16 protein-coding genes are annotated in these 15,180 nt (G+C 52.4%); 8 read left to right on the forward strand and 8 right to left on the reverse strand.

What is annotated here, in order from left to right; genetic code table 11:
• Positions 1-6: 6 nt before the first annotated feature.
• Positions 7-1,218, reverse strand: coding sequence for an NnrS family protein (locus K7H08_RS01505; protein WP_231657022.1), 1,212 nt, complete (start codon positions 1,216-1,218; stop codon positions 7-9).
• A gap of 158 nt (positions 1,219-1,376) precedes the next feature.
• On the opposite strand from K7H08_RS01505, the gene hmpA reads away from it, so the two are divergent.
• Positions 1,377-2,549 carry an NO-inducible flavohemoprotein gene (gene hmpA, locus K7H08_RS01510; protein ID WP_231657023.1) on the forward strand — a complete coding sequence of 391 codons (1,173 nt, stop codon included), beginning with the start codon at positions 1,377-1,379 and terminating at the stop codon, positions 2,547-2,549.
• A 116-nt stretch (positions 2,550-2,665) separates the two neighbouring features.
• Positions 2,666-3,016 carry a DUF488 domain-containing protein gene (locus tag K7H08_RS01515; protein ID WP_231657024.1) on the forward strand — a complete coding sequence of 117 codons (351 nt, stop codon included), beginning with the start codon at positions 2,666-2,668 and terminating at the stop codon, positions 3,014-3,016.
• Between the two features lie 73 nt (positions 3,017-3,089).
• Here K7H08_RS01515 and K7H08_RS01520 read toward each other — a convergent pair whose 3' ends face one another.
• From K7H08_RS01520 to K7H08_RS01530, 3 genes are all read right to left on the reverse strand, one after another.
• Positions 3,090-3,476: a SirB2 family protein gene (locus tag K7H08_RS01520; protein WP_231657025.1), complete on the reverse strand. Its 387-nt coding sequence runs from the start codon at positions 3,474-3,476 to the stop codon at positions 3,090-3,092.
• An 11-nt stretch (positions 3,477-3,487) separates the two neighbouring features.
• Entirely contained in the window at positions 3,488-3,910 is a 423-nt protein-coding gene (locus K7H08_RS01525) for a ribonucleotide reductase subunit alpha (RefSeq protein WP_231657026.1), read from the reverse strand.
• Between the two features lie 82 nt (positions 3,911-3,992).
• Positions 3,993-4,562, reverse strand: a complete 570-nt coding sequence (locus K7H08_RS01530; protein WP_231657027.1) for a hypothetical protein — start codon at positions 4,560-4,562, stop codon at positions 3,993-3,995.
• Positions 4,563-4,739: 177 nt separating this feature from the next.
• Between K7H08_RS01530 and K7H08_RS01535 the strand changes: the two genes are divergently transcribed.
• From K7H08_RS01535 to K7H08_RS01560, 6 genes are all read left to right on the forward strand, one after another.
• Positions 4,740-6,638, forward strand: coding sequence for a type IV pili methyl-accepting chemotaxis transducer N-terminal domain-containing protein (locus K7H08_RS01535; RefSeq protein WP_231657028.1), 1,899 nt, complete (start codon positions 4,740-4,742; stop codon positions 6,636-6,638).
• On the forward strand, positions 6,638-7,306 hold the full coding sequence (gene narL, locus K7H08_RS01540) for a two-component system response regulator NarL (RefSeq protein ID WP_089674621.1): 669 nt from the start codon (positions 6,638-6,640) through the stop codon (positions 7,304-7,306). Before K7H08_RS01535 ends, narL begins: the two co-directional genes overlap by 1 nt.
• A 238-nt stretch (positions 7,307-7,544) precedes the next feature.
• Positions 7,545-9,137, forward strand: a complete 1,593-nt coding sequence (locus K7H08_RS01545; protein ID WP_231657029.1) for an antiporter — start codon at positions 7,545-7,547, stop codon at positions 9,135-9,137.
• Positions 9,138-9,229: 92 nt separating this feature from the next.
• Entirely contained in the window at positions 9,230-9,688 is a 459-nt protein-coding gene (locus K7H08_RS01550) for a universal stress protein (protein ID WP_231657030.1), read from the forward strand.
• 56 nt (positions 9,689-9,744) lie between these two features.
• The gene (locus K7H08_RS01555; RefSeq protein ID WP_095603056.1) at positions 9,745-11,238 is read left to right on the forward strand and encodes an MFS transporter; all 1,494 of its coding nucleotides are present in this window, start codon (positions 9,745-9,747) and stop codon (positions 11,236-11,238) included.
• Between the two features lie 207 nt (positions 11,239-11,445).
• A complete protein-coding gene (locus K7H08_RS01560; protein ID WP_231657031.1) occupies positions 11,446-12,012 on the forward strand; it encodes a YIP1 family protein in 567 nt (188 codons plus the stop codon).
• An 83-nt stretch (positions 12,013-12,095) separates the two neighbouring features.
• On the opposite strand, the gene K7H08_RS01565 is transcribed toward K7H08_RS01560, so the two are convergent.
• From K7H08_RS01565 to K7H08_RS18450, 4 genes are all read right to left on the reverse strand, one after another.
• Positions 12,096-12,524, reverse strand: coding sequence for a DUF488 domain-containing protein (locus K7H08_RS01565; protein WP_198349621.1), 429 nt, complete (start codon positions 12,522-12,524; stop codon positions 12,096-12,098).
• Positions 12,525-13,152: 628 nt separating this feature from the next.
• Positions 13,153-13,593 (reverse strand): thioredoxin TrxC, encoded by a 441-nt coding sequence (trxC, locus tag K7H08_RS01570; protein ID WP_231657032.1) that lies wholly within the window; start codon positions 13,591-13,593, stop codon positions 13,153-13,155.
• Positions 13,594-13,778: 185 nt separating this feature from the next.
• Positions 13,779-14,108, reverse strand: coding sequence for a chaperone modulator CbpM (locus K7H08_RS01575; protein WP_231657033.1), 330 nt, complete (start codon positions 14,106-14,108; stop codon positions 13,779-13,781).
• Positions 14,109-14,111: 3 nt separating this feature from the next.
• Positions 14,112-15,053, reverse strand: a complete 942-nt coding sequence (locus tag K7H08_RS18450; protein ID WP_231657034.1) for a DnaJ C-terminal domain-containing protein — start codon at positions 15,051-15,053, stop codon at positions 14,112-14,114.
• Positions 15,054-15,180: the final 127 nt, after the last annotated feature.

Consider the following 15,180-nt stretch of genomic DNA (forward strand, 5'->3'; position numbering starts at 1 on the left):
CACTCCCTAGCCATCCTGACCGTCGACTCGCGCCTGCATCAGCGGCCAAGTGTAGTGCGCGAGAAATATTGCGTAGGCTAAGCACCAGAAGATGATGCTCAGCGTATAGGTCCAGTGGGTAATCTGAGGAAATAACGCCAAGACGGGTGAGCGCACCAAGGCGGCTATTAGCATTAAGCCCAGCGCCACACCAATACCAGGCAATGTGCGTATGGGGCGGCCCGTATGACCTAGCGAAACCCTGGCCATCATGGCCAGCATCATGGTGCCCATGCCACCAATGGTCAGAGCGTGCACGGCAAGTTCAACGCGCATCAGCCCCATGAGTGCCAAGACCCACATGACAAGCCCTAGCGGAATGCAGGCGTAACTACCATGGAGCCCCCAAAGTAAAGGTTCACGCCAGCTATGCAACCCACCCCAACGCGCCATGCGAACAGTGTTGGCCAACGCTGCTAAGAGCATCACTCCCCCAATTAATAAAGTAGGAATGGCAACCCCCAACATGATGACCAGCTGCAGCACGACTACGCCAGCCGTACTCAACAGCGTCACTCCTTCGAGCAAAGCAATAGGTTCAGGTTTGGTGCGGCCCAAACGATTGGCAGTGAACATGGCAATCACGCGTCCGCCCACTACGGTCATCATCAGTGTGATTAACAGTACGGCTAAGTAGGCGGCTTGGCGGATCAGCTCGGCGTCACCTTGCACCACCCCTAAGTGCATCGCCAGGTTAGCCGTGGCAAACAGCAACAGCACAGGTACAAAGATCAAGTTGCGCCAACGCTTTGCGGTGATAACTAGACGCGCCATAACAATAGCGACAATTGGCAGAAACGCTAGGTCAACCGCCAGCAGCAGCCACTCCGGCAGCCCCATGGGGAAAGCCATCAGCCCCCGACCTAATAGCCATAGCACCACCAGACCCAGCAGCGGCCCGCCGTTTAAACTCGGCAATCCTGTCCAGTTACGCACAGCGGTTAGTAAAAATCCCGCTACCACCGCCGCGGCAAAGCCAAACAACATTTCATGCTGATGCCAGTAAACCAGACCGCCATAAGGTCGCAGCAAAATAGTGCCGTGCCAGAAGGCCAACCACACCAAGAGGGACGCCACACTAAACAGCGCGGCCAGCAGAAAGAAAGGCCTAAAAGCCAAGCGCATTAAGGGTAAATGCTTAAGCTTAGAAACAGGCTGGGATGAGGTGATCGTTGGCATGGCGTAATCCCGACTAATTTACTTGGAAATATGAGTGTGCGCCTAGACATCAACAAAGACCATGACATGCATCAAAAATACATCTTATGGCTAGCTTTTGTAGACCCGTATCGTTAAGATGCATTTTGAATACATCTTAATATACCGAGGTAGTAATAGTGCTAACACATGAGCAGGAAAAGCTGATCAACGCGACAGCTCCCATCGTGGCCGAACACCTAAATGCGATTACCCAACGCTTCTATCCGCTGATGTTTACCCGTTATCCAGAGGTCAAACCCCTCTTTAATGAAGTTCATCAGCAAAGCGGCGGCCAGCCTCGTGCTCTCGCCAACGCCGTGTTGGCCTATGTGCAACTACGCAGTAATCCAGCTCAGGCGCGTGCTACTTTGGATGTCGTGGTCAGTAAACACGTCTCGCTAGGCATTCTTCCCGAGCAGTACCCTATTGTCGGTGAATGCCTACTGGCGGCCATTGGCGAAGTGCTGGGTGAAGCTGTCACCCCGGAAATCGCCGACGCATGGGGCGCTCTATATAACGAGCTTGCCGCCCTGTTAATTGACCTGGAAGATCAGCGCTATCGTGAGTTTGAACAGCGCCCTGGCGGATGGCGTGGCACACGCCGTTTCAAGATTGCCAGTACCCAGCAGGAAAGTGCTTTAATTCGCTCTTTTATCCTTGAGCCCGAGGATGGTGATCGTGTGGCTGACCATGAGCCGGGGCAGTATATCGGTGTACGTCTAACCATTAATGGCGAGCTGGCTTATCGGCATTACAGCCTCTCAGACACGCCGAATGGTCAAAGCTATCGAATCTCGATCAAACGCGAAGAACAGGGCCAAGTCAGCCGCCACTTCCACGATGTCTTACAACCCGGCGACACCTTGGAACTATTACCACCAGCAGGTGACCTCACGCTGATTGAAGGTGACGAGCCTCTGCTGCTTGCCAGCGGCGGCGTTGGGCAAACGCCCCTGCTCCCCATGGCACGCCATGCCCTGTCCCTTGGGCGGCAAGTTATCTATCTACACGCTGCCCTGGATGCCGAACATCAGGCCTTTAAAGGTGAATTAGAGACGCTGAAAAGCGAGTATCCTCAACGCCTTAAGGCTGTCCGCATTCATGAGCGTGGCAACGAAGCCGAACATATTGGTCGTATCGACCGCAGCTTATTAGCTCACTACCTGCCTGATCTTAAGGCGCGCTGCTATTTCGTCGGCCCTCAAGGGTTTATGACAGCGATTAACAGCGCTTTGTCCGAACTGGGGGTTGACGAAGATCGTCGACACTTTGAGCACTTTGGCCCCTCCCGCCCACTCGACGCAGCTTAATAATGGCCGGTAAGGGCCACCTAGTTCTTGGCTACCTATTAAAGGCAGGGGGTCCTATGAACCCCTGCTCAACTTTACTAGGCTTAAACAGAGGCCAAAGTAATACGGAGGTGGCTATGGAAATCGAATTAAAGCGTGCCTACGACTCACCACACAACAAGGATGGTTATCGTGTTCTCGTCGATGGTATCTGGCCCCGCGGGGTGTCCAAGGAGGATGCTAAAATTAATGAGTGGCGTAAGGAAATTGCACCGAGCAGCGAGCTTCGCAAAGCGTTTCATACTGACTCACTCGATTGGAATGACTTCCGCCGACGCTATCTCAAAGAATTAACGTCCTATCGCGAGACTCTTCGGGACCTTGCACAACGTGCCAGGAAAGCGAGAGTCACTCTCGTGTTCGCCTCCAAGGAGGAGCGCCACAACAATGCCGAAGTACTTCGCCAGTACTTAAGAATGCTGAAATAATCGGTCCGACCTATGCCTAGAGGAGTTATAGCGCTCACTAAAGAAAGCAGTAAGTAGCCAAAGTGACCGCGCTTCAGGCCAACCAGGAAAGCGGGCTGTGATGAATAGCGGCCCCCACCATATAGGCAAAGATAGCCACTGCCGCTACCGCGGCTAGGGCTCGCACCGCTGGCGTCGCCCCACGTTTAATCGCAATGGTGCCAATACCGATATAGGCCAGCAGCGCCAGTAACTTGGCGCCAAGCCAAGGAAGCTGCCAGGGCCATACGGAAAGCAATACCATCAAAGTCACCCCCAGTCCCAACAGAGCCGTATCAATAAGATGAGGCAATATCTTGACCCAACGGGCGTTGAGTCGCGGACTTTCCTGCACCGACCACCAGGCACGCACTACGAAGAGCGTGATGCTCAGCGCAGCGGCCGTCATGTGCAGGTGCTTGATGAGGAAATAGTGCTCCATGGTAACCGTCCCTAGCCGACGTTAACCGCATTGCCGTGATGATCGAAGGCAAGATAGGCGGTGATATTACCCATTTGCAGCGACTCCATCATACGCTGAAGCTGGCGTTCAACCTCGGCATCATCTTTTGGGTCGTCCATGGCAGCAGTGAAGACTAAACCCCATTCGATCTCGGTACGGCGTGACTCCTCGACCAACGCCGCCATACTGCTCAGTTCCTGCGTCGACTTATCTACGCATACTACCGGCACCAATACACCCCCTTCACCCTGCTCGAAGCGACGGCGCTGTTCAGCATCGGGGAAATCGGGCAGTTCTGCGCGAACGAACACAAACAGCAGGCGCTGGGGATTAGGTTGTTTACGTGCTTCCTGCAGTAAATCGGCAAACGTCGCTATAGTCATAAAACCGGTGGTCATAACAACTGTGGTCATAAAGTGAGCCTTATCGCTAGTAGTTTAGAATCAGAAGGAGAGAGAGTAGGTAAGAATGAACAGGTGAGACTCATAGGCGGCATTACTCGGGTGATGCTACGAAAAGCCACAGCAGCAGCATTACCATAAACAGAGGGATCAGTAGGCTAAGTGGCGCCGCGCGCCAACCATAGGCTTGAACTACCAGCGGTGCTATTCGCTGGGAAAGCCCGACCCCTGCCGCTAAAGCCACACAAAGGGCGATACAAAGACACACCCCACGGCCAGGCATCCAGCCTTTGGCGTGGGCGATGCCGGTGGTAATCACCGCCCCTCCCAGTCCAAGCCCAGCCCCCACCAACAAAAACTCCCACGGCTGGCTAGCCATCCCAAATCCGCCCAGCGCCAACGCTAGCCCCAGTAATAACCATTGCATCAAGCGGCAGGTGTCGCCCCGTTTGGCGATATACCAGGCCGGCCACGCCAACAGCACACCACTCATAAACGGTACCAACACATAGACAGGCTGCTTTGCAAGCAGGGCATAAAGTGTCCAGCTAGCCACCGCTAAAGCGCTTGCTAGCGGCATTAGCAGCATGGCTACCAGCGACTGATAACCATTCACTGACTTTATTGATGTCTCCAACGTGGGAGGCGGCACAGATGATGGCATGGCGTTTCCCAGCGAGGGTATAAAGACATCGGAAGACATGCCAGAATTGTCGGTAAATACTGGGCATAGGTCAAAAAGGCATCGGAGGTAGGCTGGATAACCCCAAAGGAATAGCCCTCGTATCGAAATGCAGACAGTGCCACACTCGCTTACCTCTTTCGCGCTATCGGAAATGCCATGAAATTACTTCAGCGCTCCCTGGTTGCTCGCATCATTGCGTCCCTGCTTGCCATTAGCGGGATGGCACTCATCAGTATCACCCTGACCATGACAATGTCTAACAGCAGCCGTGGCGATGCGGCTGCCATTAATGTCGCTGGCTCATTACGCATGAATGCCTATCAGATTATGGGAGCCTTGCAACGCCTGGAGTATGCTCCAGAGGAGACAAGCGCAGAACAGCTCGAAGGACTGATTTCGAGCTTCGATCAACGCTTGTATGGCACAACGCTACAACAAACGATCCCCATTGATGATCGTCATGAGCGCCGCCGTCAACTGGAAAAACTTCAGAACTACTGGCAGCACTCGCTTCGCCCGGCACTAGAGGCTCCGGCCACTGCCACGGCGCTAGACCTCGCTACGCTAGAAATGATGATCGTTGAGATGGTCAGTGACATTGAAGTGCTAGTGACCTATCTGGAGCAGAGCACCGAGGCTAAGGTGCGGCTACTGGGGATGATGCAACTGCTTTTTCTGGTGCTGATCGCTATCGTGGTTTCGATAGCCCTTTACGATGTTCGCCATAACCTGGTAGTGCCGCTGCGCCAGTTGATGGTGCTTGCCCGCGAGGCGGCGCAACGTAATTTCAAGCCACGCTCAGAGCTACGCGGCAGTGATGAGCTGGCTTTGCTGGGCCACACCTTTAATAAGATGTCTGCCGAGCTGGCAACCAGCTACGCCGCATTGGAAGACAAGGTATCGCGCAAGAAACAGGAGCTTGAGCGCAGCAATCAGGCGCTGCGAGTAATGCATGATGCCAGCCGTTCACTGTATGGCGGCGGTAACGACCTTTGCTCTAGCGCAGCACCTATGCTGCGCGAACTGGAAAACCTGCTGGATATCGGGCCGATTCGGCTTTCCCTCAACGATCCTTTCGACCAACGGGAAATGCCGGTTTTGGAAACCCACTCACGTACCCGGCCAGAGTATTGCCGTGACCAGGAGTGCCACGCCTGCCTGATTGATCCCCGCCCCTTGGAGATGGTGTCCAATAACCAGTCCCAATGTTTACTGCTACCTATCAGCGTCGGCGACACGCTGCTTGGCACCCTGGAAGTGTGGTATCACCAGGAGCGGCTCAACGATAGCACCCGTCGGTTGCTCACCATGTTAGCCGACCAGTTGGCCACGGCGGTGTACCTGCAGCGGCGTATCGAGGAGCAGCAGCACGTCACGCTGATCAACGAGCGAACCATCATTGCCCGCGAACTTCACGACTCGCTAGCCCAATCGCTCTCTTATCTAAAGATGCAGGTGGCGCGACTCGAACGTATGCAGCAAAAAGAAGCCTCTCGAGAGATGCAGTCTGCGGTATTCGACGAGCTGCGTACCGGTTTAAACAGCGCCTATCGTCAACTGCGTGAACTGCTTACTACCTTCCGGCTCAAACTAGAGGGGCCAGGGCTGCAATTTGCCTTACGCCAAACCATCGAAGAGTTTAGCCAGCGCATGGAGATAACGGTTGAGCTTGACTACGATGTGCCGCCTTACCTACTTAATCCCAATGAAGAAATTCACGTGCTGCAGATCATTCGCGAGGCGCTGGCTAATACCCACAAGCACGCCCAAGCCCACTGGGCTGGGGTCACTGTGCATTTCGCCGATGCTCGCCTGTTAGTGCGTATTGAGGATGATGGTATCGGCCTGGAAGACGATAGCTCGCCGCCTATGCACTACGGTTTGGTGATCATTCGCGACCGAACCACTACCCTGAACGGGGAGCTGAGTATCACCAATCGCCCCGCTGGGGGAGCCAGCATTGAGATAGCCTTCACCCCGTTGACTGCACGCTTAATTCAGCAGCAGCCTGTTACGGCTGCCTCAGACTCTCACTTAGGTACAGGGGCTTCTTAATGACGCTGACCACTGCCAACGATACACCCGCCACTCTAATGATTATTGATGACCACCCGCTACTGAGGCGTGGCGTCGCCCAGTTGCTTGAACTAGAGGACGATCTTGAACTGGTTGGCGAGACGGGCGACCCTGAAGAGGGCATTGCACTGGCTCTCAAACTGGAGCCTGACTTGGTTTTACTGGATTTAAACATGCCGGGCGTTAATGGCTTAGAAGCCTTGCGCCGCCTACGGGAAGCCAACTATAGCGGCCGTGTGGTGATGTTCACTGTTTCCGACCATGAGGATGATGTGGTCGCGGCGCTGCGCAACGGTGCCGACGGTTATCTGCTAAAGGATATGGAGCCTGAAGACATGGTGCGCCAGCTGCGTCAAGCTGCTTTGGGACGCATGGTCATCAGCGAAAGTCTAACCGCCCTACTCGCTGAAGCGCTGCGTAATCAGCGCAATGCCCCCACCACTCCGGATATTCATAGTCTGACGCAGCGTGAACGCGAAATTCTACAACAGCTTGCTAGCGGACTCTCCAACAAGCTCATCGCGCGCAAGCTGGATATTACCGAAGGCACGGTCAAGGTTCACGTCAAGCATCTGCTCAAAAAGCTCAACTTACGCTCCCGTGTCGAAGCCGCCGTCTGGGCAGTCCAAGAAGGTATCGATCACTAGTCGATTCTGTGTGGTTACCTCCAAAGACTCACAGAGTACTTCTGCCCTGACCCGCCTTTACCCCCTGTCGATTTTTTCTCTTTAAAATCAACGAATCGAGGCTTTTCAGCGACTACCTCTCAAGAGGTATGTCGCTGTTTTTAATGTCATTTTCACCTATTTCCCAATGTCTTCCTCCAGCGTATGTTGCTTTCTAACTGCTAGATGCAGAAAGGTTCGATGCCAAGGGGAAATCGCCATGAGCAAGAGAAATGCCGACATTGAGAAGTGGGATGTCGAAGACGCCCAATTCTGGGAACAGGAAGGCAAGCACATTGCCAACCGCAATCTATGGATATCCATCCCCAGCCTGCTGATGGGATTCGCTGTCTGGATGATGTGGGGAATGATTACCACCCAAATGCAGAACCTGGGTTTTTCGTTCACGGTTAACCAGCTATTTTCACTGACGGCGCTTGCCGGTCTAGCAGGTGCCACACTGCGCATCCCAGCATCGTTCATGATCCGCATCGCTGGCGGGCGTAACACTATCTTCCTGACCACCGCGCTATTGATGATCCCCGCTGCTGGCACTGGTATCGCCTTGATGAACCCAGGCACGCCGTTTTGGGTATTCCAGGCGTTGGCGCTACTGTCCGGTATCGGTGGCGGTAACTTCGCTTGTTCAATGAGCAACATTTCCACTTTTTATCCCAGCAAACAGCAAGGTTACGCCCTGGGCATGAATGCAGGCCTCGGTAATTTCGGCGTCACTACCATGCAGATTGTCATCCCACTGGTAATGACCGTCGGAATTTTCGGCGCTATAGCCGGTTCGCCAATGGAATTGCAAAGCGCTAGCGGTACGTTGATCGGCCGGATCGAAGCAGGGACTGATACCTGGATCCAGAATGCTGGCTTTATCTGGCTTGTATTTCTGATCCCATTAGCGTTCGCCGGTTGGTTTGGCATGAATAATCTCCGCACTATTACGCCCAACCCTGGTTCGCCGCTGGCGGCTTTCAGCAAAATATTAGGCCTCTACGGCGTCGGCATGGTGACCGCGGTTATCGGCATGTTGGCTCTAGGCTGGCTTAATATGTGGATTGCCTTGCCGCTAACCATTGTTCTAACCCTGGTGTTGTTGCGCCTGATTCCTGGCGATATCAAGCCCAATATCCAGAAGCAATTCGCGATATTTTCCAATAAGCACACTTGGTCAATGACCATTCTCTATATCCTGACCTTCGGCTCCTTTATTGGCTTCTCTGCAGCCCTGCCGCTCTCTATCAACGTCATCTTCGGCAACATGATGGAAGCCACTGCCGATGGCACGCTGATTCGCGTGGCCAACCCAGAGGCGCCCAGCGCTTTAACCTGGGCCTGGATAGGCCCCTTCGTGGGCGCTCTGATCCGTCCGCTGGGCGGATGGATCTCCGACAAAGTGGGCGGCTCCATCGTTACCCAAATAATCTCTGCGATCATGGTGGTCGCCTCTGTCGCCACTGGCTACGTAATGATGCAGGCCTATAACGCCACTGATCCTAATCAATTCTTTTGGCTATTCCTGCTGCTATTCATCGTGTTATTCGCTGCCAGTGGTATCGGCAACGGCTCTACCTTCCGCAGCATCGGGGTTATTTTCGACCAGCAGCAGAAAGGCCCGGTTCTTGGCTGGACCTCTGCCGTCGCTGCCTATGGCGCCTTCATCGCCCCGCGGGTAATGGGCGAGCAAATCCAGGCCGGCACACCAGAACTTGCCATGTATGGCTTTGCGGTCTTCTACACCATCTGCCTGGTCATCAACTGGTGGTTCTATCTACGCAAAAGTGCCTACGTAAAGAACCCCTGAGCTACGTTTAGAACCCCTAAATAGGGCTTGCTTCTTTACGCCCGGAGCCAAGCTCCGGGTCTTGATCCCCTACCCCACTGCGGGAGGACACCATGAAAATCATGATCGCCTATGACGGTTCGCGAAACGCCAAGCTGGCTCTTGCTCAGGTCGTCAATATGTTCCGCTGTAACCAACCTCTGCTGATACTGGTCGGCGTGGTGGAAAACCCACTCGACGCTACCGATAACAACGAGGTGCTTTTTCAGCAGGAGCACGATGAGGTTAAACAGCACCTTCAGGAGGGTATGGCGTTCGCTATCGGCGAGGGCTTCCAAGCCGAGCAGCTTCTTGCCGAGGGTGACGCACGCAAGATGCTGCTTCAGGCCACTCGCAAACTCTCGCCAGACCTACTGGTGATTGCCCGCCATAGCCATCAGCCGGACGGCGGCATCATCGCCAAGTCTTTGACTTATTTTGTTGATGAACTCGACTACATGACTTTTGGCAGCGTCAGCTCGTTCCTGGCCCGGCGCGCCGAGTGTCCCTTATTGATCCTACCCAGCCCTTGAGTAGCCTTTCCCTCCCTTTGGCATAGACCACATTTGGGACACAGGACGATACGACCATGAAAGTTTCCGCTGTATTCAAGTTTCGCAGCCCCGAAATTCGGGCCTTGCACCTGACCTGGATTGCCTTCTTTATTACCTTTTACGTGTGGTTCAACATGGCGCCGCTCGCGTCGAGCATGCTCAAGAGCGTCGACTGGCTAACCACGGATGATCTCAAGCTGTTCGCCATCTGCAACGTCGCCTTAACGATTCCCGCGCGTATCATCGTTGGTATGGCACTGGATCGATTCGGCCCGCGACGGGTGTTCTCGGTGCTCATGGTCACTATGTCGCTACCGGCGCTGGCGTTTGCTTTCGGTAACAGCATGACGCAGCTACTAGTGGCACGCCTGGTACTGAGCTCGATTGGCGCCAGCTTCGTGGTCGGTATCCACATGACGGCGCTGTGGTTCAAGCCCAAGGACATCGGCTTCGCCGAAGGCTTCTACGCTGGCTGGGGTAACTTCGGCTCCGCCGTCGCGGCCATGTCGCTGCCGACCATCGCTCTAAGCTTGTACGGCGGCGCCGATGGCTGGCGCTGGGCAATCGCCCAGAGTGCTATTGTTATGGCCGCTTACGGTATTTACTACTGGTTCGCGATTACCGATGGCCCGGATGCTCAGGCTCACCGTAAGCCACGCAAATCCGCTGCCATGGAAGTGAGTTCCTGGGGCGATATGATCAAGCTAATCATCTGGACGATCCCACTGGTTGGCGTACTCGCCATTCTGGTCTGGCGTATTCAGTATATGGGCTACTTATCTGTTACCGGTGCGACCATCGCTTACCTAGCCATTATCGCTATCGTCATCTATCAAATTGTCCAGATACTGCGAGTCAACCTACCGATCCTGCGTAAGGGTGTACCGGAGGATGATAAGTACTCGTTCAACAGTGTGGCGGCGCTTAACAGCACCTATTTTGCCAACTTTGGCGCTGAACTCGCAGTGGTATCGATGCTGCCCATGTTCTTTGAGGAGACTTGGGGCCTGAATGCCGCTACCGCTGGCCTGATTGCTGCGTCATTCGCGTTCGTCAATCTGGTGGCGCGCCCCATGGGCGGCATGGTTTCCGACCGCATGGGCAACCGGCGTTTTGTAATGCTGTGCTACATGTTTGGCATTAGCGTTGGGTTCTTACTGATGGCTTTGCTCAATTCAAGTTGGCCACTGATTCTGGCCATTGCGGTGACCATCGGCACCTCGATTTTCGTGCAAGGGGCTGAGGGAGCAACCTTCGGTATCATTCCCTCCATCAAGCGCCGCATCACTGGGCAGATATCCGGAATGGCCGGCGCTTACGGCAATGTTGGCGCGGTGGTTTACCTAACCATCTTTACGTTTGTCACTCCATCGCAGTTCTTCTACATCATCGCCACCGGCGCTTTCATCAGTTGGGTTATCTGCTTGGTGTGGCTCAAGGAGCCAGAAGGCGCTTTCGATGACGAGTACTACGTCTCTTCTGTTGATAGAGACATCGAAGAACAGGCTCTACAGAGTGCCAAGCACTAAACGTTAGCATCATCTGTAGCACGGTACTGTTCGCGTCGATTGGATTCGGACAGTGCCTCTATTGTTCAGCAACTAACCGAAATGCCACACAGCACACTTAATTTTTTAGTCGTTTTCCCAACGCTGTTTACCACATACTCAACTATGGCTAACTCGCTAATTTAGAGCACCTAATCATTGAAATTACACCTCCAAGGGAGTCCTGAAGTGCGAGCACTCACTTTTCTCAAATTACCCTTCAACCATCGTGAAGGCTGGAAAGAGTTACAGACTTCCTGCCCCTCCATTCCTTTACTAGCGTGGCGGGTAGTTTTACCTATGTCGCTCTTGCCGCCAATACTGCTCTATTATGCGGGCAGCCATTACGGCGATACATTTATGACTGGTTTTGCTGGCCGAGAGTGGCGTTTTATCACCTCCATTATTTTCCTTGCAGAGATAGTGAGTTTTTTTGTGATCGGGTGGGTAATCTACGCTGTAGTCAATGGAACTGAAGAGCTATCTATCAGCTATCAAGATGCCTATTTGCTTGCCGGGTTTGCTCCATTGCCTTTATTTGCCTCGTCGTTGGCACTCCTGGTACCCAACTTATTTTTTAATGTCGTGATTATACTCAGCGGGCTGGGCATCTCTTGCAGCTTGATTTATCACGGTTTACAAGCACTCTGTACGCAGCAAGAAGTTGATGTTGCTACTATCTCAGCCACTTACACAATTATGGCTGCCAGTGCTCTGGGATGGGGTATTTTGTTTGCTGTTATCTGGGCTTATTAAGCCATGAATATTAGGTGCACTGGCCTACAGGGGCACTAATCCCATCATCATCAAGCCGAATGATGACGCGTTAAGCAAATGGCCTAACGCTGGGAAGTGGGTAAAGTGTGCGCTAGGCAGGGAGAGGAGCAAAATTCACGATCACTTGCGTCTTCCTCTGCAAGCGCTAATAGCGTCAGTTCTTTTATTACCGAAAGGTGGGAATCGTCAATTTGACGAGCGGCAGTGAGCAGGGTCACTCGCCCCGCGCGTGCGAATCTCATTAAAGGCAGTAGCTTATCAGGGCACGCCTTCAGCTCACTCCTGTATCGCTCAAGAAAGAGTGGTTTACTGATTTTTTGCTGACGATACTGACGGCATAGTTGAGATGCAGGTGCTATCTCCGGGTACCATTCATCTAGAGCAAGCAAACGACGTGATAGGCTTCCAGGCCATAAATCAGCCAATACACGAGTACCGTCACAAGCCTCTATCGGCGCATATATTTGCTTGAGCATGATTTCATAAGACATCGGCTATATACCCTCTGCCAGCGAGCCCATAACTTAAACGAGCAATTTATAGCATAGCAGCAATATAGACCTAACATCATATAACACTTGCTATCAATCGACACTTTTAACCCCCTGCAACTTATTTATCAATAATTATTAATTAACAACCATTTCAAAAACTTGATTTAATCCAAACGAAGATGGCGACATAGAAAAAATCGTCTAAGAGAAAATAGAAATCAACATATAAATTAATTTTAAATATTTAAAAACATAAAAAACTAGGCTTCGCTCCATAAGATATAGCAGCATCAAAATACTCAAAATAAAACCAGCATCAAACTGAATCGAAAAATTCAATAAGTAGCACGCTGTAGCTATGTTTCGCGCTGACGCGTCTATAGGAATTATTGACATAGGAATGATGGAGCTTACGCCTATACGTGACACCCTATTTCGTTAATTTTCTATAAAAATAGGTTATGTCATTCAAGACGTCCATTAACCAACGTTAACTGAAAATCTTATAAATTTAACGGTGTTAGTTGTGGAAAGAAAGTCATTACTTGCTGGCCAATTCGCAAATTTTGATGATACATAGCAATATTAAATCAATTCCAACACTGTCCTCATCTGCCCTACAGGATTAACGACCCTTTCTTTCTTTACTCAGTTGCTGCTGAATCCACGTTTTAAGCTCAGCTGCAGACACTACACCAGTGAGGCGCGCAACCTCCACGCCCTTATAAAACAAGATCAGTGTTGGGATACTACGGATATTGTAGATCGCGCAGGCTTCTGGTGCAGCGTCGCTTTCCACTTTGACAAACCGTACCTCTGGCATCTGTTGGGCGGTGGCGGCGAAATGGGGCGCCATCGCCTTACATGGCCCACACCAAGTGGCCCAGAAGTCAACGAGCACAGGTAGTTCTGTAACTGAGATAAATTTAGGTAATAATGCATCGCTAAGGGCAACAGGCTCGGCGGCCATCAATATAGCTTTGCATCGCCCACAAATAGGTGCATCGTAAAGACGTTCGGCGGGTATCCGATTGGTAGTACCACAGGACGAGCAGACTATGTACATGGCAGGACTCCTTCTAATTGCACGTAAACCAGCGCGAATCCAACAACAAAAACAAAGGGTCATCGAACCCCTTCCTTTGATTCGACAACCCCCCAAACCCCTTGGCCGCAGAAACTGGGTGCAAGGAGTATTGGAAAGAGCACGCATAAAAAACCAGTGATACTAATCTAGGTCTAGGGGAAAGGTCAGCTAGGGCCATCGGCGTCATCAATGAGCCCAGCAGCTCGCAATCTGCTCTTTAAACGCTGGTTCTCCTCTATCAGGTCAGCCGCCAGGGCTGCTAGCTCGGGCACTGCCTCAAAGTCACGTTCCAACTGACACATTCGTCGAGCACGGGTCAGGTCGTGGCTGGTAAAACGCCAGTTCGCTACATAGTGCGAACCATCGGCTAACAAACCGCTCTCAATGCGTTCTATGATCCAATCAGGTTTCACCGAACAGGCGCGAGCCAGATCTTCAAGCGTAAGGGTCACCTCGTCAATCAATTCGCCGCTAACGGTATGCTGCTGTGCCATGCGCTAGCCTCCCTTTCGTTGGCGCGGATCAAAAGCGAATTCACGTGCCATGGTTTTATATAATTCTCGTGCTTTATCGGTATCAGCCGGAGGTAGCACCACTTCAAGTTCCATATAAAGATCACCCGGCTCCTGCCCTGGAATACCACGCCCCTTGAGGCGCAGCTTACGACCGGTTTGAGATCCAGCTGGTACTTTGAATCTCACCATTCCTGAAGGTGTTGTCGTTTCGATGCTCGCCCCTAAAGCTGCTTCCCAAGGAGTTATCGGCACCGTTTGATACACATCCCGCCCATCGACCCGATATTGTGAGTCTAGCGTGAAGTGAATCTCTAAATAGAGGTCACCTGATGGGCCCCCTCCAACGCCAGGGCTGCCCTGCCCTATAAGGCGAATATGTTGGCCTGCCTTGATACCTTTGGGTATCTGAACACTGAGGGTGTGCTCCCGAGAGGCCACACGCCCCTGAGAATCAACTTGCGGCACTTGCAGGATGATCGTACGGTTAGCGCCGTGGAAAGCATCTTTCAAGTCGACATTAATCTTGGCATGACGGTCTTCGCCACGCATTTGATAGCTGCGTCCCTTTTGCCTAGTCCGGCCGCCTTGACCAAACAGGTTGGCAAAGAAATCACTGAACTCACTGAGATCAGCCTCCTCGAATCCACGCCCACTGAATTCAAAGCCCGCATCCCACTCAGGAGATGGCTGGAAATCCTGCCCCGATCGATACTGCTGTGCCAACTGGTCATAGGCGAGACGCTTCTCAGGATCGGATAGCACCGCCTTAGCCTCGTTAACCTCTTGCATGCGTTGTTCAGCATCGGGTTCTTTACTGACATCGGGATGAAACTTACGCGCCAACTGACGGTAAGCCTTCTTGATCTCCTCGGCCGTCGCAGTCTTCGATACCCCCAACACTTGGTAGTAATCCTTAAATTCCACTTATGAAAGCTCCAGCAAAGAACCGTATAAAAGACCCCGTTCATACTAAGAAGATTGGTAGTTGTATTTTATTTGGCTTCAGCAGTTTATTGCGGTGGGTCAAGGGAACATCTTATAGATAAGTCTA

The sequence above is a fragment of the Halomonas sp. IOP_6 genome (assembly GCF_021151565.1).
GTDB classification, from domain to species: domain Bacteria; phylum Pseudomonadota; class Gammaproteobacteria; order Pseudomonadales; family Halomonadaceae; genus Vreelandella; species Vreelandella alkaliphila.

What these genes read in the sequence shown, in the direction of transcription:
- K7H08_RS01505 (WP_231657022.1), bottom strand. Translation starts at nt 1,218, where the DNA reads ATGCCAACGATCACCTCATCCCAGCCTGTTTCTAAGCTTAAGCATTTA.
- K7H08_RS01515 (WP_231657024.1), top strand. Translation starts at nt 2,666, where the DNA reads ATGGAAATCGAATTAAAGCGTGCCTACGACTCACCACACAACAAGGAT.
- K7H08_RS01520 (WP_231657025.1), bottom strand. Translation starts at nt 3,476, where the DNA reads ATGGAGCACTATTTCCTCATCAAGCACCTGCACATGACGGCCGCTGCG.
- K7H08_RS01525 (WP_231657026.1), bottom strand. Translation starts at nt 3,910, where the DNA reads ATGACCACAGTTGTTATGACCACCGGTTTTATGACTATAGCGACGTTT.
- K7H08_RS01530 (WP_231657027.1), bottom strand. Translation starts at nt 4,562, where the DNA reads ATGCCATCATCTGTGCCGCCTCCCACGTTGGAGACATCAATAAAGTCA.
- K7H08_RS01535 (WP_231657028.1), top strand. Translation starts at nt 4,740, where the DNA reads ATGAAATTACTTCAGCGCTCCCTGGTTGCTCGCATCATTGCGTCCCTG.
- narL (WP_089674621.1), top strand. Translation starts at nt 6,638, where the DNA reads ATGACGCTGACCACTGCCAACGATACACCCGCCACTCTAATGATTATT.
- K7H08_RS01545 (WP_231657029.1), top strand. Translation starts at nt 7,545, where the DNA reads ATGAGCAAGAGAAATGCCGACATTGAGAAGTGGGATGTCGAAGACGCC.
- K7H08_RS01550 (WP_231657030.1), top strand. Translation starts at nt 9,230, where the DNA reads ATGAAAATCATGATCGCCTATGACGGTTCGCGAAACGCCAAGCTGGCT.
- K7H08_RS01555 (WP_095603056.1), top strand. Translation starts at nt 9,745, where the DNA reads ATGAAAGTTTCCGCTGTATTCAAGTTTCGCAGCCCCGAAATTCGGGCC.
- K7H08_RS01565 (WP_198349621.1), bottom strand. Translation starts at nt 12,524, where the DNA reads ATGTCTTATGAAATCATGCTCAAGCAAATATATGCGCCGATAGAGGCT.
- trxC (WP_231657032.1), bottom strand. Translation starts at nt 13,593, where the DNA reads ATGTACATAGTCTGCTCGTCCTGTGGTACTACCAATCGGATACCCGCC.
- K7H08_RS01575 (WP_231657033.1), bottom strand. Translation starts at nt 14,108, where the DNA reads ATGGCACAGCAGCATACCGTTAGCGGCGAATTGATTGACGAGGTGACC.